The following is a 23,731-nucleotide window of genomic DNA, read 5'->3' as shown; positions in this document are numbered from 1 at the left end:
AGGAACGGAAATTTCGTTGCCCGTGAGCGTTTTACGGCCTCTGGCTCCATGCTGGTTCTGCTATACTCGCAGCGTTCCCCATCGCATTATACGCGACAGCCGCTCCGCCCGAGCCAGGGTCGTCATTTGCCAGTGAGGCATGCTCTATGAAGGTTGTTGATTCGTTCCCCCGCACCGTCCGTGAAATCGAGAACACCTGGATCACCATGCCCGACGGTTGCCGTCTGGCCGCCCGCATCTGGTTGCCGGAAGACGCCGAGGAGCATCCGGTGCCGGCCATCCTGGAATGCATGCCGTATCGCAAGCGCGATTTCACCCGGTTAAGGGATGAGCCCCTGCACCATTATCTGGCCGGGCATGGCTACGCCTCGATTCGACTGGACCTGCGGGGCTCAGGGGATTCGGACGGGCTTATCCTGGATGAGTACCTGCAGCAGGAGCAGGACGACTGCCTCGCGGTTCTGGACTGGATCACCAGCCAACCCTGGTGCTCCGGGCCGGTAGGCATGTTCGGCATCTCCTGGGGTGGCTTCAACGCGCTGCAGGTGGCTGCGCACCAGCCGGAATGCCTGAAGGCGATCATCACGATGTGCTCCACGGACGATCGCTATGCGGATGATGCCCACTACATGGGGGGCTGTCTGCTGAACGAGAACCTCAACTGGGGCTCGGTGTTTTTCGCCACGGCGGCCTTTCCGCCGGATCCGGCGCTCTACGGGGACGACTGGCGCGAACAGTGGCGTTACCGGCTGGAGAACCAGGTCCTGTATCCGGCGGTCTGGATGCGCCACCAGCAGCGTGATGACTACTGGAAACATGGCTCGGTCTGCGAGAACTTCGACGACATCCAGTGTGCCGTCTATGCCGTGGGCGGCTGGGCGGACGGCTATCCCAATGCCATTCCCCGCATGATGGAAGGCCTGAGTGCGCCGCGTAAGGCGCTGATCGGGCCCTGGTCCCACGCATTTCCGCACAACGCGCTGCCGGGACCGGCCATCGGCTTCTTCCAGGAGATGCTGCGCTGGTGGGACTACTGGCTGAAGGATATCGACAACGGCATTATGGACGAACCGCCGATGCGCGTCTGGATGGAAGAGCACGTGCCGCCGGCACCGCTCTACGAATACCGTCCAGGGCGCTGGGTGGCGGAACCGGCCTGGCCCTCTGAGCGCATCCAGAACGAGACCCTGTATCTCAATGTGCTGTCAATGGGGCGCAGGGCGGAGCCGGAGGACCGGATGCGGATTACCTCCCCCGAGACCACGGGGCTGGCCGGTGGTGACTGGTACGGCTTCGGTGGTGAAGGGGAAATGGCCATCGACCAGCGGGAAGATGACGGCAAATCCCTGGTCTTTGACGCCGATACGGTTTTGGAACGCATCGAGATCCTGGGCGCACCCGTGGCGGAACTGGAGGTAACGGTGGACCGGCCGGTTGCGTACGTGATCGTGCGCCTCAATGACGTGGCACCGGACGGGGCGTCGACGCGGGTCACCTGGGGCGTGCTCAACCTCACCCAGCGTGAAAGCCGCGAACACCCGGAGCCGCTGGAGGCCGGCAAGCGCTACCGCGTGCGTGTGCAGATGAAGGATGTTGCCTACGCCTTCGCCCCGGGACACACCATGCGCCTGGCGGTATCCACCAGTTACTGGCCCATGATCTGGCCGTCACCGGAGCCCGTTCGCCTGACGCTCCATACCGGGGTCAGTTCGCTGCAGCTGCCCGTGCGCCCTCCGCGCGAGGAGGATGAGCAGCTGCGCCCCTTCGAACCTCCGGAGCGCGGCCCACAGGCCGAGCCGGAAGCGCTCAGCTCCGGGGATTTCCGTCGCACCGTGGAGCGTAACCTGATCAATAACGAAACCACCTACCGCATCTACAACGAGGGTGGTGATTTCGGCGGTGCCTCCCTGGCCTATATTGAGGATATTGATCTCACTGCCGGGTACAGCCTGGGCAAGTGGTTCCGCATTCATGAATACGACGCCAGCGGGGCCGAGGCCCGGATTGACCAGAGCTGCGTTCTTCAGCGCGATGACTGGTCAGCACGGGTGGAGTGTGTGACCCGGCTGACGGCCGATCCGCAGCATTTCCGGTTACGCGCCACGCTCCATGCCTACGATGGCGATGCGCTGTTTTTCGAGCGCGAGTGGGACGAGCGGATTCCCCGCCATCTGATCTAGCAGGGGGCGGGGCTTCCCCCGCCCGCCTATCGATGGGCGCCGCTGCGCGCGAGGGCGGCTTCCAGGATCATGCGCAGCATGTCCGCATAACTGTGGCCCGCCCAGGAGGCCATCATCGCCATCTTGCCGTCCCAGTACCAGGTGGGGTTGGTATTGGCGTCAATCAGCCGTGGCACGCCGTCGGCGCCGCAGCGGAAGTCAATGCGCGAGTAGTCCCGGAAACCCAGTCGCTTGAACAGCTTGGCGCAGGCGTCGACCATCTGCCCCCGTGTGACGTCGTCCAGCTCCGCCTGTTGGAAACTGAGTTTGTCCCAGTAGGGCGAGTCCGGATCCGCCTTGGAGCCGTGGGTGAGGATGGGCGGAAGGTCGGAGTCCAGCTTGCTGTAGTCGATCACCAGCGGAGGCAGCACGGTAAAGCCGCTGGCCGGGTTGCCGATCATGCCCACGGTGTACTCATCGCCAGTGAGGAAATCCTGGCAGATGGCTTCCGGTGGATACAGGTCCTGCCTCGCGAGCCACTGCAGATAGGCGTGCGCCTCGGCGGCGTCGTGCACAACGCAGTTTTCGGTGATGCCGAAACTGCCGCCGCCGCCATTGGGCTTGATCAGCGACGGAAAGGAGGTGGGCAGGGTCAGCGGGTCGGCGGTGAGATCCACAAAGGTCTCGTTGGGCACGGGGATGTCCAGGCTCACCGCCAGCGCCCGTACGATGGCCTTGTCGGTGCCCAGGCTGATGCCCATGGGGTCAGCGCCGGTGTAGGGAATGCCCAGCATTTCCAGAAATGCGGGAATGTTGCGCTCCAGGTCCCAGTCGTTGCGGAAGCCGGTGTCACAGAGGTTGAATACCAGGTCCGGCCTGTCGCTGCGCAGGTCGTCGATCAGGCGTTCGTGGTCGTCGTAGTAGGTGAAGTGATAGCCCTTCAGCTCTCCCAGTGAGGTCTTCAGCTGGCGAACCGCCTCGATTTCCTCGTAACCGAACCTGTTTTCCACGGCGTAGGGGTAGGGCAGTCGGGGATCACCCAGGACGACACCGATTTCAGGGGGTTTGCTCGATTGGGCCATTGCGGTCTCCGTCCTCTGGTCGGGGGAAAGTGCTTATACAGACCTCTTGATCCAGCGTATCAAAACCCTTGCGTGGCGTCGTGCTTTAACCGATGCTCCTCCTGTACCGCTCTGTCGAAGGTTGAAACCGAGATGAGTTCCGAATCCCCAAGAGATAACGCCGTCAAGCAGGTGTATGTGCTCGGCATGAACGAGTTCAACCGGGCCAAGCTGGAGTCCCTGCCGGGCGCGGACCACTACCGTTTCCATGGTGTCCTGACGCCCGAAGAGATTCTTTACGCGGATGACTTCCCGATTGAATCGATGCTCAGTCGGGCCGAGAAACAGCTCCAGGAGGCGGATCCCGCCCCGGATGCCATCGTTGGCTACATGGACTTTCCGGTGAGCACCATCCTGCCCATTCTGACCGGGCGCCTGGGGCTTCCCGGGCTGGATCTGCGGGCCATGCTCAAGTGTGAGCACAAGTACTGGAGCCGGTTGGAACAGCAAGCGGTTGTGCCGGATTTCATTCCCCGCTTCCAGCTGGTGGATCCCTTTCTCGACTCGCCCGAGACCCAGCTCGAACTTGAGTATCCGTTCTGGTTGAAGCCGGTGAAATCGGCAGGCTCCTATCTCGGGTTCCGTATTGACGACGAAGCCGCCTTCCACCGGGCGGTGGCTGAGATCCGGGAGCACATCAACCGTATTGCAGAGCCTTTCGACAGGATCCTTGAATACATTGAGCTGCCCGACAATATCGCGGCGGTCGGTGGTCATTACTGTCTGGCGGAAGCGTTGCTCACGGGCGATATGTGCACCCTTGAGGGCTATGTCCATCAGGGCGAAGTCCATGTGCACGGGGTGGTGGACTCGGTGCGGGAAGCCAACAGCTCTTCCTTCGCCCGCTACCAGTACCCGTCCCAGATGCCGCAGTCGGTCACCGAGCGGATGGAGGAGGTGGCGCGCAAAACACTGCAGCGCATTGGCTTCGATGGCTCCGCGTTCAACATCGAGTTCTTCTGGGACAGCAGCACGGATAAAGTCAGCCTGCTGGAGATCAACACCCGGATCGCCCAGCACCACAGCGACCTGTTCGACAAGGTGCACGGGGTCTCCAATCATCAGGTCGCGGTCGAGCTGGCGCTCGGTCACAACCCCAAATTCCCTGCTGCCCGGGGCAGGTTCAATTGTGCCGCCGCCTTCTGGCTGCGCCGGCATGAGGACGCCTGGGTGGCCGATGTGCCCTCCGGGCAGACACTGGCGGCGATTGCCGAGGAGTACCCCGGTACCTACGTGGAGCTGGATGTGCATCCGGGCATGTGGCTGTCCGAGTTGCACGATCAGGACAGCTACAGCTACGTGCTGGCGCTGATCTATGTGGGCGCTGATACCCATGAGCAGTTGATGGCCAACCATAGTGCCATTGTTGAGCGGCTCAGCTTTGACCTCAGAGACGGTCCTGACCGCTGATGCCGCCGTGTTCGCTGACCCGGGCGGTTGCCCGGTTCGGCTCTACTATTGCCTTGTCGTTCGAGGAGATGTGAATGCACACAAGGAGCGATTGGCCCAGGGCGGTTCGGGAACTGGAAAACGTATGGATTCCCATGCCGGACGGCTGCCATCTTGCCGCGCGGATATGGCTGCCCGAGGATGCCGAGGCGCATCCGGTGCCGGCCATCCTGGAATACATTCCCTACCGCAAGGCCGACCTGCGCACCAAGGAAGATTCCATCAATCACCCTTATTACGCGGGCCATGGCTATGCCGGTGTGCGGGTGGACATCCGTGGCAGCGGCGAGTCCGAGGGTGTGCTCACGGATGAATACACGCAACAGGAGCTCGACGACGGACTGGCGATTCTGAGCTGGATCGCCGCGCAGCCCTGGTGTACCGGCCGTGTCGGCATCATGGGGATCTCCTGGGGTGGTTTTAACGGCCTCCAGATCGCCGCGCTCCAGCCACCCGAGCTGTATGCGGTGCTGACAGTGTGCTCCACGGATGATCGCTATGCCGACGATGTGCATTACATGGGCGGCTGCATGCTGATCGACAATGTCTCCTGGGCCGGAGTTATGTTCGCCCACAACAGCTGCCCACCGGATCCGCGCCTCTTCGGGGATGGCTGGCGCGACGACTGGTTCCAGCGCCTGCGGGGCAGCGGGCTCTGGCTGGAGACCTGGAGCAGTCACCAGGCGCGCGATGAATTCTGGCGCCACGGGTCCGTGTGTGAGGATTTCAGTGCCATCCGTTGCCCGGTCTATGCGGTGAGCGGCTGGGCCGACGGCTATTCCAACAGCGTCTTCCGCCTGATGCAGCATCTGGATGTCCCCCGCAAGGGCCTTGTGGGTCCCTGGAGCCATAAGTACCCGCACCTGGGTCAGCCCGGTCCCGCCATTGGCTTCCTTCAGGACACGCTGCGCTGGTGGGATCACTGGCTCAAGGATGAGGCGACCGGCATCATGGATGAGCCCCAGGTCAGAGTGTGGTTGCAGGACAGTATCCGGCCCGCGACCCGTTATGCGGAGCGTCCCGGGCGCTGGATCGGGGAGAATGAGTGGCCCAGCCCGCGCATTGAGGACCGGCAGCTTCGGCTGACCCGCAACGGTCTGGAGGACGGCGGCACGGCAGGCACCAGTGAGCCACTTCTGTGCCAGTCGCCGCTGCGCACCGGCCTGAGTGCTGGCAAGTGGTGTTCCTATTCCGCCGGGCCGGACATGCCGGGGGACCAGCGCGAGGCGGATGGGGATTCCCTGTGCTTTGATACGGAGCCGCTGTCGGAAGCGGTTGAGATCTTCGGCCCGCCCGTGGTGGAGCTGGTTCTGGCCAGCGACCAGCCTGAGGCCCAGGTCGCGGTTCGGCTGTGTGACGTGGCCCCGGACGGTGCCTCAACCCGGGTAACCTACGGGGTTCTGAACCTCAGCCACCGGGACAGCCACGCCGAGCCGGCGTCCCTGGTGCCCGGTGAGGCCTATCGCGTGCGCGTCCAGCTCAATGAAATCGCCCAGAATTTCCCGGCCGGCCATCGTATTCGCGTCAGTGTAAGCTCAAATTACTGGCCCCTGATCTGGCCTTCCCCGGACGCCACAGCACTGACCCTCTGGTCGGAGGTCAGCACCCTGGCACTGCCGGTACGCCCGCCCAGTGAGGTTGATCGGCAACTCCCCGGGTTTGCGCCGCCCGAGGGCGCACCCCACGTGTCGATGACCGAAATCGAGGCCGAGGCAACCAACTGGTCACTGCATTACGATTTTGATGCCAACGCCCATACGCTGGAAGTCGATGATTCCGAGGGGATATTCCACATCGATGCCACCGGTACGGATGTCCAGAAGAGTGGTTACGAGCGCTACCGGATCGAGGGTGACGATGTTAACTCGGCCCAGGCTGAAACGTTCTGGCGCATGGGCTTTTTCCGCGATGACTGGCGAGTGAACACTGAAACCTGGACGCGGATGAGTTGCACCTCCGAGGCGTTCCGGATTGAGGCCACGCTCAGGGCGTATGAGCACGGAGAACTGGTCTATGAGCATGACTGGGATCGGTTGATTCCACGCCGGAACCTCTAGGAGCGGGCGTCCGGGACGCCCCCTGTAAGCAGCAGGAGATGACCTATTATGACGGACCATTGCGGCTACATTGATGCCACCCGGGTTCGGCGGCGGCTGGTGGACCTGATCCGGATCCCGTCGGTGACCGGGCAGGAGGATGCGGTGATCGCCCGGCTTGCCGAGTGGCTCAATGAGCTGGGTGTGGAGGTTGACCACTGGAACGAGGGTATTGCGGATGTCCTTACGGATCCCAATTACCCGGGCCATGAGGTGGAGCGTGCCTGGCTGCCGGTTGTGGTCGGCGTGGTGCGGGGGCGCAAGCCGGGCCCCACGGTGGTGCTGACCGGGCACCTGGACGTTGTTCCACCGGGCGATATCAACCAGTGGACGATGGATCCGTATTCCGGGTATATGGACGGCGATACCGTCTATGGGCGTGGCGCCAGTGATATGAAATCCGGCGTAGTGTCGGCTCTGGAAGCCTTCGAGGCCTTTGCCCTGGGCCCACGGGACTTTGCCGGCCGGGTTGTATTCGTGGGCGTGCCGGCGGAAGAGGACAGCGGCCTCGGCACGCTCGCAGCCATCCGCAGGGGCTGGCAACCGGATGCCGTGGTGGTGCCGGAACCCACTCTGGACGACGAGGGTTCGCCCAAGCTGGTGGTTGCCCATGCGGGCGCCATGTCGTTCTTCCTGGAAGTGATGGGACTGGCGGCCCACGCCAGCCGTCGGCACCTGGGGGAGAGCGCTCTGGATCATTACCTGGCGATCCACAAGGCCCTGCGCGAGGACGAAAAGCGCATCAATGACGCGGAGGACCACCCGCTGATGCGGGCCCTGCACCTGCCGTACGCCACCAACGTGGGTCTGATCAATGGGGGTAACTGGTCGTCCAGCGTGATGGACCGGCTCACGGCGGAGATCCGCGTCGGGGTGACGCTCGACGAAACCGTGGAGCAGGCGAAGGCGCGGATTCAGCGGGTGATCGCTGAGGCCTGCGCGGGCGATCCCTGGCTGGAACAGAACCCGCCCCAGGCGCGGCTCATGGCGTCTGGCTTCGGGTCGGCGCATACTCCCATGGAGCATCCACTGGTCACCACAATGGCGGATGCGGCGGCCTCGGTTTTCGGGCGTCCGGCGCGCATCACGGGAGCGCCCTATGGTTGCGACATGTCGGCCTGGGTACGGCTCACCGGGGCTTCCACCGTCGTCTATGGTCCCGGCGATATCGACTGGGCCCATTCCGCGGACGAACGGGTGTCCCTGGAGGCCACGGAGAAGGTGGCGCACGTGCTCGTCCAGGCGACGGAGAAGCTGCTGACCTTCAGGCCCGAGGAACTGCGCCTGCAGGATTATGGAGAAGGCGTGACTGGAGGAGGGTGATGGCTTTACCCCTTATCGATGGCGCTGGCGCGAGCCACGCCCTATTATGCAGATAGTTGCAACAATCATGTGCAACATGACCCCGAAACCCGGGCTATAAGGAAAACAACCTAATTGAAAACCGTTACGTCCTTTCCCCACGCGACCAAGCACCTTGAACATGTATGGATCCCGATCTCCGATGGTACCCGTCTGGCGGCGCGCATCTGGATGCCGGAGGATGCCGAGAACAATCCGGTGCCGGCAATCCTCGAATACATCCCCTATCGCAAGCGGGACAATACCCGTTCCAGGGACGCGCTGAACCATCCCTATTTTGCCGGGCACGGCTATGCCAGCATCCGGGTGGATATACGCGGCAGCGGCGATTCCGAAGGTGTCCTGCAGGATGAATACCTGCAGCGGGAACTGGATGACGGGGTGGAAATCATCCGCTGGATCGCGCAGCAGGACTGGTGCAGCGGTTCAGTAGGCATGATCGGCATTTCCTGGGGTGGTTTCAACGGCCTGCAGATCGCCGCCCTTAGACCGCCCGAACTCAAGGCCGTCATCAGTGTCTGCTCCACCGATGACCGTTACGCGGACGACGTCCACTACATGGGCGGCTGCATGCTGACGGATAACCTTTCCTGGGCGTCAACAATGTTCGCCTACACCAGCCTTCCGCCGGATCCCGAACTGGTGGGGGAGAAGTGGCGCGATATGTGGCTGGACCGGCTGGAGCACAGTGGCCTCTGGCTGGAAAACTGGCTCGAGCACCAGCGCCGGGACGACTTCTGGCGTCACGGCTCCATCTGCGAGGACTTCTCGGCGGTGCAGTGCCCGGTGATGGCGGTCAGCGGCTGGGCCGATGGTTACTCCAACAGCGTATTCCGACTGCTGAGCAATCTCGATGTGCCCACCAAAGGGCTGATCGGACCCTGGAGCCACATGTACCCGCACATGGGTAAGCCAGGGCCCGCCATCGGGTTCCTGCAGGAATCCGTGCGCTGGTGGGATCACTGGCTCAAGGGAAAGGACACGGGCATCATGGATGAGCCGGATTTCCGCGTCTGGATGCAGGACAGCGTGCCCCCTGCGACGGAGTACACGCGGCGGCCGGGGCGCTGGATTGCCGAGCCGGGCTGGCCATCGTCCAATGTCCATGAAACCGTCTATGGTCTGAGTGAGGGCCACCTCGTCGATCCCGGTACGCCGGTCAGTGACACGCCCTTATGGATCCAGTCGCCGCTGAGCCTAGGCCTGTTCGCCGGCAAGTGGTGCTCCTACAGCGCGACACCGGACCTGCCCCATGACCAGCGCGAGGAAGATGGCGGTGCGCTGGTGTTCGACACCGAGCCCCTGAGTGAACCCCTGGAGATCATGGGCGCGCCGGTCATCGAGCTGGAGCTGGAGGCGAACAAGCCCCAGGCAATGATCTGTGTCCGCCTCTCGGATCTGGCCCCGGACAACAAGGCCACCCGCAGCACCTATGGCATGCTCAATCTCAGCCATCGGGACAGCCACGCCGAGCCCAGCCCGATGGTGCCCGGCGAACGCTACCGGGTGGCGGTGCAACTGAACGACATCGCCCAGCGTTTCCCTGCGGGTCATCGCCTGCGGATCTCGATCTCCACGTCTTACTGGCCGCTTGCCTGGCCGGCCCCGGAGCTCGCCTGCCTGACCGTCCATCCCACGGGGAGTCGGCTGCGTCTTCCGGTGCGGCCATCACGTGATTCGGACGCGGCGTTGCCCGAGTTTGGCGAGCCGGAATCAGCGGCCGCCATTGCTACGCCCTACACGCAGGCACCCGAGCAGAACTGGCGGGTGATCCGCGATCTGTCCAGGGACGAGTCCATACTGGAAGTGATCAAGAACGACGGAACATTCACCATCGAGGAGATCGGTCTCACCATGTGGAGCGATACCCGTGAGTGGTATACCCATGTGGGCGAGGATTTTGAATCCATGCGTGGGGAAACCCATTGCGTCAGTGGAATGGCCCGTGGCGACTGGTCCATAGAAGTAACAACGCGCACGGTGCTTACCGCCAGCCGGAGCCATTTCCACGTCTATGCGGAACTCGATGCCTACGAGGGCGACGAACGCGTCGTTGCCAGGAACTGGAACACCCATGTGCCACGGGATCATCTTTGAGCCACGAGGCCTGCATCTGAAGGAAGGAACCCATGATCTATCGTCACGTTAATGAGCTTGCTGATACCAACCGGGTTGTATCAGGACCCAACTATTCAAGCCGGCGCCTGATCCGCCGCGATGACCGTATGGGTTATTCGTTGCATGACACCATCATGCAGGCCGGAACCGAGAACCGTTTCTGGCACAGGCATCACATGGAAACCGTCTACTGCATCCGCGGTGAGGGGGAGGTGGAAACCATCCGGGATGGTACCCGCCACTCCCTCAACCCCGGAGCGGTTTACGCACTCAGTCAGAACGAGGAGTACGTTGTAAGGGCGCATACCGAGCTACAGCTCCTTTGCGTCTATTATCCGGCACTGGCCGGTGATGAGGTTGAGGACGAGAATGGCTCATTCAGCCAGTTCGGCGAGGAGACGGTTTTCGTTATCGGGCTGAACGACTTCAACCGGGAAATGCTGGCCACCATCGACATGGCGGACCACTACAACTTCGTGCCACTGCTCAACTCGCGGCAGATTCTGGAGCAGCAGAAATACGAGATCCAGGACATCATCCAGCAGGCCAAGAAACAGATCCGGGAGCACAAAGGGGCGGTGGACGGCGTTATCCACTACATTGATTTCCCCGTCAGCACCATTGTACCCATCATCTGTGACGCCTTTGATCTGGCTTCCGCAAGCCTGGAGTCCGTGCTGAAATGCGAGCACAAATACTGGAGCCGGATTGAACAGCGCGCCGTTGTTCCGGATAACATCCCGACGTTCACCGCCTTCAATCCGTTTGACGAGCAGGCACTGGACAGGGTGCTTGAAGTCATGGACTTCCCTTTCTGGATCAAGCCGGTGAAATCCTTCTCCTCGTACCTCGGGTTCCGGATTGACGAGGCCAGCCAGTTCCACGAGGCCATGAAGGAAGTGCGGGACAACATCGGCCGTTTCTCGGGCCCCTTCAACTACCTGCTCGACATGGTCACCATGCCGCCGGAATTCGATGAGATCGGCGGTGAGTACTGCATCGCCGAGAGCATCATCGGCGGCATGCAGTGCACCCAGGAAGGCTTCTCCTGCAAGGGCGAAGTGGAGGTGTACGGCACCGTGGATTCCTTCCGTGAGGCCAACCTCACCACGTTCTCCAGTTACCAGTACCCGACCATTCTCCCGGACGAGGTGCAGGACCGGATGACAGAGATCACCCAGAAGGTGGTCAGGCGTATCGGTTACGACAACGCGCCGTTCAACATCGAATATTTCTGGGACCGGGAAAAGGACCAGATCTGGCTGCTGGAAATCAATACCCGCATCTCAGAGTCCCACTGTCGGCTTTTCCAGAAGGTGGATGGCCGTTCCCACCATCAGGTGGCCGTGGAGCTGGCGGCCGGGCGTCGACCGACCTTCCCGCATCGTCAGGGCAAGTTCGAGGTCTCGGGTAAATTCTTCCTGCGTGAGTGGGAGGATGCCTATGTGGCGCAGGTTCCCAGCGAGGAAACAGTCCGCCGGATCGAACAGGAAATCATCCCCGACTCCACCATCCAGATCGTTGCCGAGCCCGGCCAACGCCTGTCAGACCTGATGGACCAGGACAGTTACAGTTACCGGGTGGCGTTATTGTTCCTTGGGGGCTCCTCCAAGCAGGACCTTGAGAAGAAGCGTCGCCAGTGCGAGGAATTGCTGTACCAGGAGTTCGTGTTCGAGCGCTAGCCCCTCCAGGGCTTCCCGTGGAGGTTCATGGGCGCCGGGCAACTCACTCATTCTTTCCGGGGCGGACGGTTTCCCCATGGCTGAGGACACGGAACTCCGCTTCCGGGATGCCAGCCCGTTCCCGCGCTTCGACGAGCTTCTTCGGGGGCTCGTCGAGGGGTTCATCGGTCAGCCCCTCAAAGGTGCCCCAGTGGATGGCGATGGCCCGGCGGGCGCCAACGTCCTGCATGGCCTGTACGGATTCCTCCGGGTTCACGTGGTTGCTCTTCATGAACCAGCGTGGCTCGTAGGCGCCGATGGGCAGGGCGGCCAGGTCATACCCGTTCGTGCGCTCGCCAATGTCTCGCAGGTCCTTCGAATAGCCGAAGTCCCCGCCGAACAGGAAATCGAAATCCGGGTGTTCCACCGCCCAGGCCCCCCACAGCATCTCGTTCTCGTCCCAGGGCGTGCGCGAGCTCCAGTGCTGGACCGGCAGGAAGCGCAGGGTGACACCCCGGAAGTCGTGGGTCTGCCACCAATCCATAGGGGTCAGGTGGGACTCGTCACCGTCCGTGACGTTGTCGAGGAACCATTGGTCCATGCCCAGCGGGAGAAAGAACCGCGGCGGTCCGCCCTCCTGCTGATAGAGCGCCGTTACGGAGGCCAGGTCCAGATGGTCGTAATGGGCGTGGGAGATCACCACAGCGTCAATGTGCGGCAGGTTTTCAAGTGCCACCCCGGGTGGTTGGTGCCGGGGTGGGCCGGCGAAGGAAAGCGGGGATGCACGGTCGGAGAACTGGGGATCGGTGAGAATGTTCAACCCACCCACCTGCAGAAGGACGGTCGCGTGGCCGATCCAGGTGACGGCCACCTCATCGTCGTTGTTCTGGATGAATGACAGATCCGGATCAATGCCCCTGATGGGCTCGGTCGGCGGTTTGGGGAGGTCGTTCCACCAGCGATTCCACTGCCAGCGCAGGAAATCGCCACCCCCGGGTTTGTCCGGGTTGTAGTTGTTGGTGAAGCCCGACTGGGTGTGGTGCGGTTTGTCCGGGTCGTAGTATGGGTTCACGTTGCTGCATCCCATGCTCAGGGCCATCAGCCCAACCAGTGCCAGCGTGAGTTGTCGCAGCATGGCGCCAGCGTCCTTTGGATTCAATGGCTGCCCGGTATGATCGCACACCCGTAACGCTGGCAATAGCGCCGCTCCGCCCAGCGGTTGTAGGCGGCTTCGGCGAGTGGCCGGAGGCCAGGGATCAGCATCAGCCGGAAAAGGAATCCGAAAGGCGTATGACGCCAGGTCTGGACCGTTGCGCGGAGTCCCGTCCAGTAGATGCCTTCATCATCGAGCAGGTGCAGCCGCTGGAGCAGATGTTCACGGGGGATACCGGGCCAGACCTCCGAATCCTCGAGGCCGTGAACATCAATAAGTCTCAGGTGATCATCGCCAATGCGGCGCAGCAGACGGATTTCCTTCATGCAGAGCGGGCACTGGCCATCGTAGAACAGTGTATCCATGCGGTTTCCCCATGCAGACAGTGGACGTGCGGTGTTATACGGTCAGGGGCACCGTACGGACCAGCAGGGGTCCACAAAGAGGTTTCAAGCGTAATCAGGACAGATTCGCTAAAGCGTAGATGGGCTGGCCGGGATTTTTATGCAGAGCATTGAAACAGTCTGGGGCAAGATTCTGGAGGCGAGAGCCAGGGGGCAGAGTCTGCCCGAGCTCTCAACCGATTCGGAACCATCGCCGGGAGAGCAGCTGCTGCGCGTGTTCCGGCCCCTGTGTCCCGGAGAAAACGGCTGGGTTATCGGGCAGCTGGGGCAGAGCCTGGATGGCCGCATTGCCACGGCTTCGGGCGCATCCCGTTACATTAATGGAGATGATGGGCTGACCCATCTGCACCGGCTGCGGGCGGTCGCCGATGCCGTGGTGGTGGGTGCTGGCACTGCACTTGAGGATAATCCCCGTCTTACTGTGAGGCGTGTGGCCGGATACCAGCCAGTGCGCGTGGTGGTGGACCGCAGGGACCGCCTGCCCGGGGACCACCACCTGCTCACGGATGGAGATGCACCCACCCTCCACCTGGTGGCCGGGGATGCCATTCCGGAGTGTGATCGGCCCTGCCCGGAAGCCGGCGTCACCCGCGTGCCCTGCCTGGATCCGGAACGCGAGACCATTGATCCGGACCGGGTTCTGGCAGTGCTCGCGTGTTTCGGTCTTGGGCGTGTCTTCGTGGAAGGCGGTGGTCGTACGGTTTCAGCGTTCCTGGCCGCCGGCCGGCTTGACCGGCTTCATGTGATGGTCGCCCCCATGATTATAGGCAGCGGCTATCCAGCCTTTACGCTGCCTGAAGTAGACCGTCTGTCTGATGCCATCTGGCCTGAGGCTCAGGTGGTGAATCTGGGCAGTGACGTGCTCTTTGACCTGGATCTCAGGCGCTCCGGGGCTTCCCACCGGGCACAGGAATAAGGCCCGGCAGGCCGCCCAGAAGGATGACCACCCCGTAGGCAATGCTGAGTGCCACCCCCTCGTTGGCGGGCAAGCCGGCCAGAGGCCACAGGGCTGCGGCAACGCCCTCGCGAACCCCCCATCCGGCGATGCTCACAGGCAGTACCATACTGAGCAACAGGCAGGCGTGAAGAGCGAGTTTTTCCGGTGTGAGCGGTTGCGTGGCGATACTGGCATCCAGCAGTGCCAGGGTCGCGAAATAGGTGGCCACTACCGCCAGCGAGAGAGCCAGCTGGATGACCGGTGCTGGCCAGCGAAAGAGGGCGGTATGAACATCCGCACGGAGCAGGGCGCTGTAATCCCGGACCCTGGGCAGACGACCTGCGGCGATCGCCAGCAACAGCACCAGGGCAGCGCCCCAGAGCCATTGCCCGCTGAGTTGCGGGCCAGGGAGGGCGAAAGGTGGGGCAATGACCAGGAGCGCTGTAATGGTGAGCACAAGGGCCAGCTGACCGGAGAGGCGCTCAATCATCACACTGTGGGCAGCCGCGCTGGTACGTGCTTCCGGATGCCGGGCACGCCAGGCGCGTTCCACATCCCCGACCACTCCGCCCGGCATGATCTGGTTGACCAGCGTTGCCCGGTAATAGGCGGCAACGCTCTCTCCGGCGCCCAGCGGAAGGTCCAGGCGATAGGCTGTGTAACGCCAGCGCAGGGCGGAAAGCACCACCTGGGGTATGGAAAGGGCAAGGGCGGCAACCAGGCTCCAGGGGGGCAGGCGCTGCAGAACCGTAACCACCTCCGCGGGTTTGATGGTCATCGCCACCACCCCCAGCAATGCCAGGCTTACCACCAGTCGACCGTAACGCTTCACGGTTGCCGCGCTTCTGAGGGTGGAAGCGCAAGGAGGTCCAGGTGATCCACCCGAATCCGCAGCTGTCCGCTCCGCGCCTGGGCATTGCGCTGGCCCTGCCATCGGTCAATGGCGGATTGGTCCCCGGGCGCCTGTTCACGGGCAGCCTGGCACCATCCCGCCATGAGAACCTGCTGGAGGTGGGGGTCACGGTGATCCAGCTCCCAGGGGCTGGGATCGGTTAGGACCTCAAAGCCATGTGCTGTCAGGGCTTGGGACAGGATCCTGGTGGCGTCAGGGCCGGCAGCGCTGCCGGTGCCCTTGTCACGGTGCTGGTGCTCATTGACGGTCTTTCGAAGCAATTGATCGTATGAATCAGAAGGTTGAAGCTCAAAGTTGCCGCAGTAGTTGAGGGCCATTAGGAGGGGCGCATGGCGGTGGGCGGCAGTCGCCGCCAGGGCCTCAAGCCACTCGCGGCTCATCAGGTCGAGCAGGGCTGAGGCGGTGATCAGGTCCACTTCCCCCGGAATGACCTCATTCAGGTTCGTCGCAGTGATCTGCTTCTGCCACCAATGGGTGGTTGTGCCTTTGCCCACTTGGGGCTGGTGGATCGTGGGGGCCAGCGCGGGATCCGGTTCCACCATCAACCACTGCTGGGGATCAGGGAGTCGGGGAGCCAGGTAGCGCTGGTTGGATCCGGTACCCGCGCCGAGATCGCAGATTGCGAGGGGCGTATGGCGTGTCGCGATCCGATCCCGGAGTCTGGTGGTTAACCGCTCACTGCGGGCTTTGTGGTCGGCCTGCTCACGCAGCCCAAGCCAGTCGGCCTCGAAGACGGCGTTGCCTTGTTCCGGACGGCTGGTTTTCAGGGCGCCCTCGAATTCCCGGGCAGTCATGGACCAGCTCCGGAGACTGCGGGCTGACCCACAGGCTGCACGGGCCTGGCTGTGAAGCTGGTCAGGGTGGTTAAGCCACGCGTGGATATGGTCCCTTAGTGCCATATGATCGCCGGCTGGATGCAGGCGTATGCCGGGGCGATTGGCGGTTTCGGCAAGGGCGCCGCCATCAGAACTCAACACTGGAAGCCCGGCCGCGAGCGCTTCATCGATCACCATGCCATAACCTTCGTAACGCGCGGGCAGTATGAAACCGTGGGCGTGTTGCCATAGGCGGGTCAGGGGCTCGCCCTCCAGCTCCCCGGTGAGTGTGACCTGATCCGTGAGCCCGTACTGGGCCAGCATCCCATGAAGGCGGGCAGTGAAGTCGGGGTTCCGTGTGGTGCTTCCCGCCAGGGTCAGGTGCCAGTTTTCGCCTGCAAATGGGGCAAGGGCGGCAGCAAGAATGTCCTGCCCCTTGCGCGGTGCCAGGTGGGCAACGCAGAGCAGTTCAAGCGTGGTCCCCCGGTTGCGGGGCTTGCAGGGCTCCGGCAACTGCGCCATGGCAACGCCTGGGGGCGCGACCGTCACGCTGGTTTCCTGGACACCGTAGGCTGCCAGTTCGCGGGCCGTGCTCTGGCTCGTGGTGACGACGGAGGCCATGCTTGCAAGTGCGCGCCGCTCGCTGTCGAACAGGTGGGCCCGGCTCTCATCCGGCAGCCCTGTCTCCAGGGCCAGGGGGTGATGGATGAGCGCCGTAAGGCGGAGCCGCTGCGCGTGGCGGGCTATCGTTTCCGGCAGACCACCGAGCGCGAGTCCGTCAATCACCACGCTACCCCCTTCGGGCAGGCGCTGAAGGCACTGCTCCATGGCCTTGCGGGCTCTGTCGTCGGCTATCGGGAACCGGCCGGAGAGGCCCTCGATCCGCACGGACCAGCCGCGGGCCTCCAGTGCACCCGCTAGTTCCCGCACATAGCCGTAGCCGCCGGTACGCAGGCCGGGATCCCCCGGCACGATGAAAGTCAGTGCGTGCTCAGAGTTCGCCACGGTAGCTGGCCCAGGCGATGTGGGATTCGCTGAGGGTGATCGCCAGGCCACTGATGCCGTGGGCGGACTCACCCAGGCGGCCGGCCTTTATGGCGTCGGCCATTCGCTGGAACACCATGCCCGCCATGAATTCGGTGGTGGTGTTGCGGCCCTTGAGATCCGGGTGGTCGTCCAGATTGCACATATTGAACTCACCCAGCACCTCGCCGAGCACCTGGGTTGCCAGGCCAATGTCCACAACCAGATCATTGTCATCGAGCCGCGGCCGCTCAAAGGTGGCATCCACCACGTAGGTTGCCCCGTGCAGGGCCTGGGCAGGGCCGAAGGCTTCACCAGTGAAACTGTGGGCGATCATCATGTGCTGTCGGACGGTCAGTCGGTACATGGCATCCTCGGGGTCAGTGGTTTTCCGGGTAGCGCACCCGGTGGCACAGGGCGGTGCTGTCGTCGCGGCAGAGCGCCGTCATGGTCTCGGGCAGCGCCTCGAAGTCGCTTTCACCATCAATGAGTACGTCCAGCTCCGGACTTGCGAGCAGCGACAGCGCCAGTTCCAGGCGGTCCCGGTGGGTCCACACGGGGCGGCGTTCCGGGCTGACGCGGCCAACCTGGCTGGCCCTGAGAGTCAGGCGGCGGGAATGGAAGGCGCCCCCCAGCGGGACACTGACCGGCTGGTCGCCGTACCAGCTCATCTCGACGATCCGGCCCTCGGTGCCCGCAAGGGCGATGGCGTGGTCGAGGCCTGCCGGATTGCCGCTGGCATGGATCACCAGGTCATGGTCATCACTCTGGAGATCCGGATCAAAGCGTACGCCCAGTTCCGAGAGGATGCCGTGGCGGGCAGGTTCTGTATCCACGGCTGTTACCCGTGCACCCGGCAGGCGCTGGCAGAGCCAGGCCATGAGGGCCCCCACAACACCACAGCCAACCACCGCGATGCGCTCCCCAACCGCGGCCTGTGCGTCCCAGACACCGTTGATGGCTGTTTCCATGTTGGCAGCAAGGATGGCGCGCTCTGCCGGCACATTGTCGGGTACCGGTACAACCGCGGAAGCGGGTACCCGGAACCGCGTCTGGTGGGGGAACAGGCTGAAGACAGTACGGCCCTGCAGTTCGGCGGGCCCCTGAACCACACGGCCAACGTTGCTGTAGCCATGGCGTACGGGCCAAGGGAAATCACCCGCCTGGAAGGGGGCCCGCATGCGTCCATGCTCGGAGCGGGGAATGCGGCCATTGAATACCAGCGACTCCGTGCCACGGCTGATGCCGGTGTACAGAGTGGCGATCTCCACCGTTGGTTCGCTGTCAGGGGCGTCCAGGTCCGGGTTGGTGGGCTGGATCTCCCCATGGGCTGGGCCAGTGATCCAGAATGCGCGTACTCTTGGGGTGTAATCAGCGGTCATGATGGGCGCCTTGGGATTGGTTCGGGACCATTATTGACCCTGCCGGGGGTCACGACAAAGGGGAAGAAATGGTCAGTGAGAAAATTCCGGATCGAACCGGTGCCAGTCGGGAACTGCTGTTGACGGCGTTGCCATTCACTGTGGTTACGGGCGGGATCTGGTGGTGGATAGGCATTTCGCTGGTTTCTCTCGCCCTGCCATTGTCGGGGTATGCCCTGCTTGCCTGGGTGGTCGTGACGGGCGTCCCAGGGCAGCAGGGGATCGGTCCCGCCAACAGGGTGACTTTCTACCGTGCGCTGGGTGTGGTCATTCTCGCCGGCATTCTGCTTGAACCGCAGCTGCCGGCCCACGCCCAGTGGGCCTGGGTTATGCTGGCGCTGGCAGTCCTCATTCTGGATGGCCTCGACGGCTACCTGGCGCGCCGTTTCAAGGTGAGTACGGATTTCGGGGCACGTTTTGACATGGAAGTGGACGCAGCGCTGATACTGACGCTCAGCCTGGCGGTCTGGGGGGGCGGCATCACCGGGCCCTGGGTTCTGCTGCTGGGGCTGATGCGCTACCTCTTTGTGGCCGCCGGCTGGATCTGGCCCTGGGTCAATTGCCCCTTGCCCGAAAGCTTCCGGCGTAAGACCATCTGTGTATGGCAGATTGCCAGCCTGGTGATCGTCCTGGTGCCGATCACGCCGTCCTGGCTTGCGGTCTGGATACTGGCGCCAGCACTGATGCTGCTGGCGTACTCATTCACCGTGGATCTGGCCTGGCTCTACCGGGCGGGAGGACAGCATGAAACGCAAAGGCATGGCGCTGAAACGTAACGCACTTGTTGCGGGCATCCTTACAGTGGGACTTGTGACCGGTGGCAATGCGGTTGCGGAACCTCAACAATACACCATCGATGATGAACACTTCACCATGACCTTCAAGGTCATGCACATCGGCTATGCCCGGGTGATCGGGATGTTCCGCGATGTGGAGGGGCAGTTTGTCTATGACCCGGAGACACAGACTGTCAGCGATGGCGAAGTCGTCTTCCAGGCGAACAGCGTGTTTACCAATCATGAGGAACGGGACGAGCACCTGCGGGGCGAAGACTTCCTGAATGTTTCCGAGTACCCGGAGATCCGCTTTGAGGTTACGGATTTTGAGATGACCGGGGAATCCACCGGGAAACTGACCGGGGATCTGTCGATGCTGGGCGAGACCAACCCGGTCACGCTGGATGTGGTGCTGAACAAGGCCGCAGAGTACCCCATCGGACACGGTGACTATACGCTGGGGCTGTCAGCACACGCTGTGATTGAGCGCAGTGACTGGGGGATGACCTATGGGGTTGCGGATGACCTGGTAGGGGATGAAGTTCGGCTGCAGTTTGAGTTCGAGGCCAACCGCGACGATGGCGGCTGGTTCTGAGGGCCGCGCCGGGCGGCCCGCAGATCCTTTCAGGCAACTCTCACCAGACGCTCACCCCCGGAAGACTGGGCGACCTGTTCCGCGACACGGTTGAACACGTGGTAGGCCTCAGGGGCATGGGTGTCCAGTGCGGTGCCGACGTATCCGAAGTCATCCCCGATGGGGTGCCCCGAGGCGATGACCCGGAAGTCCACCCTCGTCTCGGGTGTTCCCGCCTTCAATGGGACCTCCACCCACAGGTGAACCCGCTTCTCGGCGGGGATGTACTCGGTACGCACAACCCGGAAGCCATCGGTCAGTGTCAGAGAGGTATCGTTGCCTGAGGCGTCGAGGCGGTACTTGAGGATGGTTTTCATGGCCGGTCTCCTCTGTTGATGACAGCCACAGTATCCGTGCCTCAACGAATCGAATAAATAAGGTTTTATGAGTTTCGGAGACGAAAAAATCTGATAGTCAGCTTTCGGAGCAGATTGCCTGTATCCCGGGATGACGCATTCCCTCCACGCCATAGAGGGCGTAGATCTGATCGCGGACTGCTTCAATGCTGGCAATCTCCTCGACCTGGTACTGGCGACAGACTTCCTCACGGATCACCGTTGGTGCCGCGAACACCCCAAGCCCCGCACGGCCGAACACCTTGATCAGCGCGCTGTCATCAATCTCAGCGGCCTCATGGACACGGATTCCCTGGTCCCGGAACCACTGCATCAGCTGCTGGTAATAGGGCGCTTCCAGGGCACTGGCAAGGAAGGGAAAACCCTCCAGGCTGTTGGGGAATCCGGGGGCCAGACTCTGCGCCAGCGCCGGTTCCGCAAACAGGCTGATGGCGGACTGGCTCAGGGGGTTCAGGTACCACCGGAAATCCTCGTCGCCCGCCGGCGGTCTGTCGGTGATCACCACGTCCAACTCGTGGCGTGCGAGAGCGCTGGTGAGGTCCTCCGGGGTTCCGGTGCGGCACCTGAGCGTGACGGGTGTGGTGGTTTCCAGCGCTGGTGCGATAACCCGGTATGCAAACAGCTTGTGGATTGAGGCCACAATGCCAACCCGCAGCTTACGGGCCGGTGCCGCCTGCGCGTCGTCCAGCCATGCCTCCAGTTCCTCCGCAGTGCGGAACATCGGGTCAGCATACTGGAAGACCCTGTGCCCGGTGTCCGTCATGACCAGACGGCGGCCCCGGCGTTCAAACAGGCGGGTTCCAAGGTCCGCCTCGAACGTGCTGATCTGACTGCTGAGTGTCTGGGGTGCGAGATCCAGCGCTTCGGCGGCGCGTGCGACCGAGCCCTCCCGGGCCACGACCCAGAAATGGTGCAGATGCCGGTAATTCAGCCGTCGGCTCACGTCCGATCCTCTTTCAGGTTGGCAGGATACCGGTCCCCTTATACAGTTAGACGGTCCCGATTTGAAAGGTCGTCCTTTGATTCCGATCATCCACCACCCATGCTACAGCTTCCCCTTCCCGGGCTCGCATCGGTTTCCCATGAGCAAGTTCGGCCTGCTCATGGACCACCTCAATGAAGCCGGGATCGCCTGCTCCGGGAACCGTTTCCGGCCGGGGCGGTGCCGGCAGGAGTGGCTGCATGCGGTGCACAGTCCGGATTACATCGAACGGTTCCGTAACAATGGCCTGACTCCCCGGGAACTCAAGCGTGTGAACCTGCCCTGGAGCGAAGGGCTGGTGCGGCGAACCGTTACCTCACCGGCGGGCACGGTCCTGGCAGCGCAGCTGGCACTGCATTACGGCGTCGCCTGCCATCAGGCAGGGGGGACCCATCATGCCCAGTACGACGTCGCAGCTGGGTTCTGCATTATCAATGACCTGGCTGTAACATCCCATGTACTGCTTGAACGGAATCGGCTGGAACGGATCCTGATCTTTGATTGCGATGTGCATCAGGGCGATGGCACTGCCCGCCTGTTGGCGGATGAGCCCCGAGCCATCACCTGTTCCATCCACTGTGGCCGCAACTTCCCCTTCACCAAGGCCCTGAGCGACGTGGATGTAGCTTTGCCGGACGGACTGGAGGACGATGACTACCTGAACGAGGTATCCAACTGCCTTCACGCGCAGCTGGATCGGTGGCAGCCCGACCTGGTGCTGTACGCCGCAGGGGTGGATATCTATGCCGGCGACCCGTTGGGGCGCCTGGGTGTCAGCCTTGAAGGCATCCGCCAGCGGGAGGCGTTGGTACTGGAAACCCTGAAACAGCGCGGGATCCCAGTGGCGACCGTGATCGCTGGCGGCTATGACGACGATCGTCAAGCGCTCGCACGGCGCCACGCCATGGTCACGGAGGAGGCGGCCCGGCTCTACGCTTCCTGAGGTTCCAGAAGCCAGGCCCTGAGGTTGGAGAGGATCCGGTCGGCAATCCGGTGTGCCCGATCCGCATAGGGTCCGTCGAAGCGCTCATTCAGGGTTGCATGGAAGTGAGCGCCCCAGCACTCGAAGTGTTCGGGTTCCAGCGGCTGCTTCGCGTGAACAGCCTCATGTTTGGCAACCATGTTCCGCGTGTACGCCCGGCGCTCGCCCAGCAGCATCTTGCGCCAGTAGGCTTCGATGGTCGGCAGGTGATGATCCAGATCGATGCCCGCGGTTTCCAGGAAGACGGGTGCCATGACGGGGTCCTTAAGCAGGCGCCCATAGAACGCGTGAACAAACTGGTGGATGGCTTCCGGGGTGTCGAGATCCATGTAACCGGGGTTTGTGATGGAATATGCCTGAATCATCCACACCAGCTGGTCTCCCTGCAATGGCGAGAGGCTATCCAGGCAAGAGCCTTCCCGTATCGGGCTCTTTTATATTATTATAATCTAATATAAAAAGTCATAGAAACCGACGGGGTACTCTTGATGGACACAGCAAGTCTTCTCAATGGTGTCGCCGGAGGCGTTCTCATCGGCGCCTCCGCCGTTTTTCTCATGGGGATGATGGGCCGGATCGCCGGGATCAGTGGCATCGTTTCCGGAATGCTCTACGAGCCCGTAAACAGTGAACGCATCTGGAAGGGTGCCTTTGTGCTGGGGCTGGTTCTTGGGCCGTTCATGCTTACCCAGCTCGCTCCCCAGTGGGGCAACGTGGCGGGCGTAGCTGAAGGGGCGATCGGTGCGCCGATGGCCAGCGTGCCCGTTATGGTCGTGGCCGGGCTGCTTGTGGGCCTGGGCACGGGGCTTGGTGCGGGCTGTACCAGTGGTCATGGTGTCTGTGGCATGGCACGCCTTTCCACCCGCTCGATCATGGCGACCCTGGTGTTCCTGGCCTGCGGCATGGCAACAGTGTTCGTTGTAAGGCACCTGCTTGGAGGTGGCGCATGAAGGTACTGGCGGGTCTTGTCGCGGGGCTTCTGTTCGGTCTCGGGCTTGCTGTTGGTGGTATGACCGATCCCCAGCGCGTTCTCGGCTTTCTGGATGTTGCCGGTGCCTGGGATCCGACGCTGATCGGTGTCATGGGGGGTGCCGTGGTGACCAGCTTCATTGGCTATCGCCTGGTCTGGCGGATGGGCGCACCCAGACTGGAACCGCACTTCTTCATTCCGACCCGTCAGGACCTGGACGCGCGGCTGCTGGGCGGCGCTGCCCTCTTTGGTATTGGGTGGGGGCTCTCCGGCTACTGCCCCGGGCCAGCGGTTGCGTCGATCAGCGGCCTGACCGGGCCTTTGGCGGCGTTCGTGGCTGCCATGGCGGCTGGCTGGTGGATGGCACGGCGACTGAGTAATCGTCAGGGGTAGGGCAGA

The 23,731-nt window shown here is 62.7% G+C and carries 22 protein-coding genes; 12 read left to right on the top strand and 10 right to left on the bottom strand.

Going from position 1 to position 23,731, the window contains the following annotated elements; all coding sequences use genetic code 11:
• Nucleotides 1-146: 146 nt before the first annotated feature.
• Nucleotides 147-2,180, top strand: a complete 2,034-nt coding sequence (locus F3089_RS04200) for a CocE/NonD family hydrolase (RefSeq protein WP_151439584.1) — start codon at nucleotides 147-149, stop codon at nucleotides 2,178-2,180.
• A 26-nt stretch (nucleotides 2,181-2,206) separates the two neighbouring features.
• On the opposite strand, the gene F3089_RS04195 is transcribed toward F3089_RS04200, so the two are convergent.
• Complete coding sequence (locus F3089_RS04195; protein ID WP_151439583.1) at nucleotides 2,207-3,241, bottom strand: D-alanine--D-alanine ligase family protein; 1,035 nt, start codon at nucleotides 3,239-3,241, stop codon at nucleotides 2,207-2,209.
• A 132-nt stretch (nucleotides 3,242-3,373) separates the two neighbouring features.
• On the opposite strand from F3089_RS04195, the gene F3089_RS04190 reads away from it, so the two are divergent.
• The 5 genes from F3089_RS04190 (at nucleotide 3,374) to F3089_RS04170 (ending at nucleotide 11,987) form a co-directional block, all read left to right on the top strand.
• Nucleotides 3,374-4,690 carry an ATP-grasp domain-containing protein gene (locus tag F3089_RS04190; RefSeq protein ID WP_151439582.1) on the top strand — a complete coding sequence of 439 codons (1,317 nt, stop codon included), beginning with the start codon at nucleotides 3,374-3,376 and terminating at the stop codon, nucleotides 4,688-4,690.
• A gap of 74 nt (nucleotides 4,691-4,764) precedes the next feature.
• Complete coding sequence (locus F3089_RS04185; protein ID WP_151439581.1) at nucleotides 4,765-6,786, top strand: CocE/NonD family hydrolase; 2,022 nt, start codon at nucleotides 4,765-4,767, stop codon at nucleotides 6,784-6,786.
• A 48-nt stretch (nucleotides 6,787-6,834) separates the two neighbouring features.
• Nucleotides 6,835-8,148 carry a M20 family metallopeptidase gene (locus F3089_RS04180; protein ID WP_151439580.1) on the top strand — a complete coding sequence of 438 codons (1,314 nt, stop codon included), beginning with the start codon at nucleotides 6,835-6,837 and terminating at the stop codon, nucleotides 8,146-8,148.
• A 114-nt stretch (nucleotides 8,149-8,262) separates the two neighbouring features.
• Entirely contained in the window at nucleotides 8,263-10,284 is a 2,022-nt protein-coding gene (locus F3089_RS04175; RefSeq protein WP_151439579.1) for a CocE/NonD family hydrolase, read from the top strand.
• Between the two features lie 32 nt (nucleotides 10,285-10,316).
• Entirely contained in the window at nucleotides 10,317-11,987 is a 1,671-nt protein-coding gene (locus F3089_RS04170; protein WP_151439578.1) for an ectoine synthase, read from the top strand.
• 43 nt (nucleotides 11,988-12,030) lie between these two features.
• Here F3089_RS04170 and F3089_RS04165 read toward each other — a convergent pair whose 3' ends face one another.
• Nucleotides 12,031-13,101, bottom strand: a complete 1,071-nt coding sequence (locus F3089_RS04165; RefSeq protein WP_151439577.1) for an MBL fold metallo-hydrolase — start codon at nucleotides 13,099-13,101, stop codon at nucleotides 12,031-12,033.
• Between the two features lie 20 nt (nucleotides 13,102-13,121).
• Nucleotides 13,122-13,484, bottom strand: coding sequence for a thiol-disulfide oxidoreductase DCC family protein (locus F3089_RS04160; RefSeq protein WP_151439576.1), 363 nt, complete (start codon nucleotides 13,482-13,484; stop codon nucleotides 13,122-13,124).
• Nucleotides 13,485-13,623: 139 nt separating this feature from the next.
• On the opposite strand from F3089_RS04160, the gene F3089_RS04155 reads away from it, so the two are divergent.
• Nucleotides 13,624-14,439: a RibD family protein gene (locus F3089_RS04155; RefSeq protein ID WP_151439575.1), complete on the top strand. Its 816-nt coding sequence runs from the start codon at nucleotides 13,624-13,626 to the stop codon at nucleotides 14,437-14,439.
• On the opposite strand, the gene F3089_RS04150 is transcribed toward F3089_RS04155, so the two are convergent.
• From F3089_RS04150 to F3089_RS04135, 4 genes are read right to left on the bottom strand one after another with little or no spacing between them, the layout of a single operon-like run.
• Complete coding sequence (locus F3089_RS04150) at nucleotides 14,402-15,292, bottom strand: lysylphosphatidylglycerol synthase transmembrane domain-containing protein (protein ID WP_192497269.1); 891 nt, start codon at nucleotides 15,290-15,292, stop codon at nucleotides 14,402-14,404. The genes F3089_RS04155 and F3089_RS04150 overlap by 38 nt on opposite strands.
• A complete protein-coding gene (locus tag F3089_RS04145; protein ID WP_151439573.1) occupies nucleotides 15,289-17,193 on the bottom strand; it encodes a glycosyltransferase family 4 protein in 1,905 nt (634 codons plus the stop codon). The genes F3089_RS04150 and F3089_RS04145 overlap by 4 nt, the downstream gene beginning before the upstream one ends.
• Nucleotides 17,180-17,578 carry a 6-pyruvoyl trahydropterin synthase family protein gene (locus tag F3089_RS04140; protein ID WP_151439572.1) on the bottom strand — a complete coding sequence of 133 codons (399 nt, stop codon included), beginning with the start codon at nucleotides 17,576-17,578 and terminating at the stop codon, nucleotides 17,180-17,182. Before F3089_RS04140 ends, F3089_RS04145 begins: the two co-directional genes overlap by 14 nt.
• 13 nt (nucleotides 17,579-17,591) lie before the next feature.
• Complete coding sequence (locus F3089_RS04135; protein WP_151439571.1) at nucleotides 17,592-18,593, bottom strand: zinc-dependent alcohol dehydrogenase; 1,002 nt, start codon at nucleotides 18,591-18,593, stop codon at nucleotides 17,592-17,594.
• 68 nt (nucleotides 18,594-18,661) lie between these two features.
• Between F3089_RS04135 and F3089_RS04130 the strand changes: the two genes are divergently transcribed.
• Nucleotides 18,662-19,408 carry a CDP-alcohol phosphatidyltransferase family protein gene (locus tag F3089_RS04130; protein WP_151439570.1) on the top strand — a complete coding sequence of 249 codons (747 nt, stop codon included), beginning with the start codon at nucleotides 18,662-18,664 and terminating at the stop codon, nucleotides 19,406-19,408.
• On the top strand, nucleotides 19,377-20,003 hold the full coding sequence (locus tag F3089_RS04125) for a YceI family protein (protein WP_151439569.1): 627 nt from the start codon (nucleotides 19,377-19,379) through the stop codon (nucleotides 20,001-20,003). The genes F3089_RS04130 and F3089_RS04125 overlap by 32 nt, the downstream gene beginning before the upstream one ends.
• 29 nt (nucleotides 20,004-20,032) lie before the next feature.
• Here the strand turns inward: F3089_RS04125 and F3089_RS04120 are convergent, their stop codons facing one another.
• On the bottom strand, nucleotides 20,033-20,359 hold the full coding sequence (locus F3089_RS04120; RefSeq protein ID WP_151439568.1) for a DUF7352 domain-containing protein: 327 nt from the start codon (nucleotides 20,357-20,359) through the stop codon (nucleotides 20,033-20,035).
• Between the two features lie 97 nt (nucleotides 20,360-20,456).
• The gene (locus tag F3089_RS04115; protein ID WP_225741665.1) at nucleotides 20,457-21,341 is read right to left on the bottom strand and encodes a LysR family transcriptional regulator; all 885 of its coding nucleotides are present in this window, start codon (nucleotides 21,339-21,341) and stop codon (nucleotides 20,457-20,459) included.
• Between the two features lie 139 nt (nucleotides 21,342-21,480).
• Between F3089_RS04115 and F3089_RS04110 the strand changes: the two genes are divergently transcribed.
• Nucleotides 21,481-22,323 carry a histone deacetylase family protein gene (locus tag F3089_RS04110; protein ID WP_151439566.1) on the top strand — a complete coding sequence of 281 codons (843 nt, stop codon included), beginning with the start codon at nucleotides 21,481-21,483 and terminating at the stop codon, nucleotides 22,321-22,323.
• Here the strand turns inward: F3089_RS04110 and F3089_RS04105 are convergent.
• On the bottom strand, nucleotides 22,311-22,727 hold the full coding sequence (locus F3089_RS04105; protein WP_225741664.1) for a group III truncated hemoglobin: 417 nt from the start codon (nucleotides 22,725-22,727) through the stop codon (nucleotides 22,311-22,313). The two genes, F3089_RS04110 and F3089_RS04105, sit on opposite strands and share 13 nt — an antisense overlap.
• Nucleotides 22,728-22,850: 123 nt before the next feature.
• Between F3089_RS04105 and F3089_RS04100 the strand changes: the two genes are divergently transcribed.
• Together F3089_RS04100 and F3089_RS04095 are read left to right on the top strand one after the other, a co-directional pair.
• Nucleotides 22,851-23,312, top strand: a complete 462-nt coding sequence (locus F3089_RS04100) for a YeeE/YedE family protein (protein WP_151439565.1) — start codon at nucleotides 22,851-22,853, stop codon at nucleotides 23,310-23,312.
• On the top strand, nucleotides 23,309-23,725 hold the full coding sequence (locus F3089_RS04095; protein WP_151439564.1) for a DUF6691 family protein: 417 nt from the start codon (nucleotides 23,309-23,311) through the stop codon (nucleotides 23,723-23,725). The genes F3089_RS04100 and F3089_RS04095 overlap by 4 nt, the downstream gene beginning before the upstream one ends.
• The last annotated feature ends 6 nt before the right edge of the window (nucleotides 23,726-23,731 follow it).

It is taken from the genome of Halospina sp. K52047b, assembly GCF_008709855.1.
Lineage (GTDB): Bacteria > Pseudomonadota > Gammaproteobacteria > Pseudomonadales > Oleiphilaceae > Halospina > Halospina utahensis_B.
This window is presented reverse-complemented; position numbering and strand designations above follow the sequence as displayed.

Coding starts and splice junctions, on each gene's coding strand:
- F3089_RS04185 (WP_151439581.1), top strand. CDS start 4,765: ATGCACACAAGGAGCGATTGGCCCAGGGCGGTTCGGGAACTGGAAAAC.
- F3089_RS04105 (WP_225741664.1), bottom strand. CDS start 22,727: ATGATTCAGGCATATTCCATCACAAACCCCGGTTACATGGATCTCGAC.
- F3089_RS04120 (WP_151439568.1), bottom strand. CDS start 20,359: ATGAAAACCATCCTCAAGTACCGCCTCGACGCCTCAGGCAACGATACC.
- F3089_RS04095 (WP_151439564.1), top strand. CDS start 23,309: ATGAAGGTACTGGCGGGTCTTGTCGCGGGGCTTCTGTTCGGTCTCGGG.
- F3089_RS04155 (WP_151439575.1), top strand. CDS start 13,624: ATGCAGAGCATTGAAACAGTCTGGGGCAAGATTCTGGAGGCGAGAGCC.
- F3089_RS04190 (WP_151439582.1), top strand. CDS start 3,374: ATGAGTTCCGAATCCCCAAGAGATAACGCCGTCAAGCAGGTGTATGTG.
- F3089_RS04200 (WP_151439584.1), top strand. CDS start 147: ATGAAGGTTGTTGATTCGTTCCCCCGCACCGTCCGTGAAATCGAGAAC.
- F3089_RS04135 (WP_151439571.1), bottom strand. CDS start 18,593: ATGACCGCTGATTACACCCCAAGAGTACGCGCATTCTGGATCACTGGC.
- F3089_RS04195 (WP_151439583.1), bottom strand. CDS start 3,241: ATGGCCCAATCGAGCAAACCCCCTGAAATCGGTGTCGTCCTGGGTGAT.
- F3089_RS04140 (WP_151439572.1), bottom strand. CDS start 17,578: ATGTACCGACTGACCGTCCGACAGCACATGATGATCGCCCACAGTTTC.
- F3089_RS04130 (WP_151439570.1), top strand. CDS start 18,662: ATGGTCAGTGAGAAAATTCCGGATCGAACCGGTGCCAGTCGGGAACTG.
- F3089_RS04100 (WP_151439565.1), top strand. CDS start 22,851: ATGGACACAGCAAGTCTTCTCAATGGTGTCGCCGGAGGCGTTCTCATC.
- F3089_RS04170 (WP_151439578.1), top strand. CDS start 10,317: ATGATCTATCGTCACGTTAATGAGCTTGCTGATACCAACCGGGTTGTA.
- F3089_RS04160 (WP_151439576.1), bottom strand. CDS start 13,484: ATGGATACACTGTTCTACGATGGCCAGTGCCCGCTCTGCATGAAGGAA.
- F3089_RS04110 (WP_151439566.1), top strand. CDS start 21,481: ATGAGCAAGTTCGGCCTGCTCATGGACCACCTCAATGAAGCCGGGATC.
- F3089_RS04180 (WP_151439580.1), top strand. CDS start 6,835: ATGACGGACCATTGCGGCTACATTGATGCCACCCGGGTTCGGCGGCGG.
- F3089_RS04125 (WP_151439569.1), top strand. CDS start 19,377: ATGAAACGCAAAGGCATGGCGCTGAAACGTAACGCACTTGTTGCGGGC.
- F3089_RS04165 (WP_151439577.1), bottom strand. CDS start 13,101: ATGCTGCGACAACTCACGCTGGCACTGGTTGGGCTGATGGCCCTGAGC.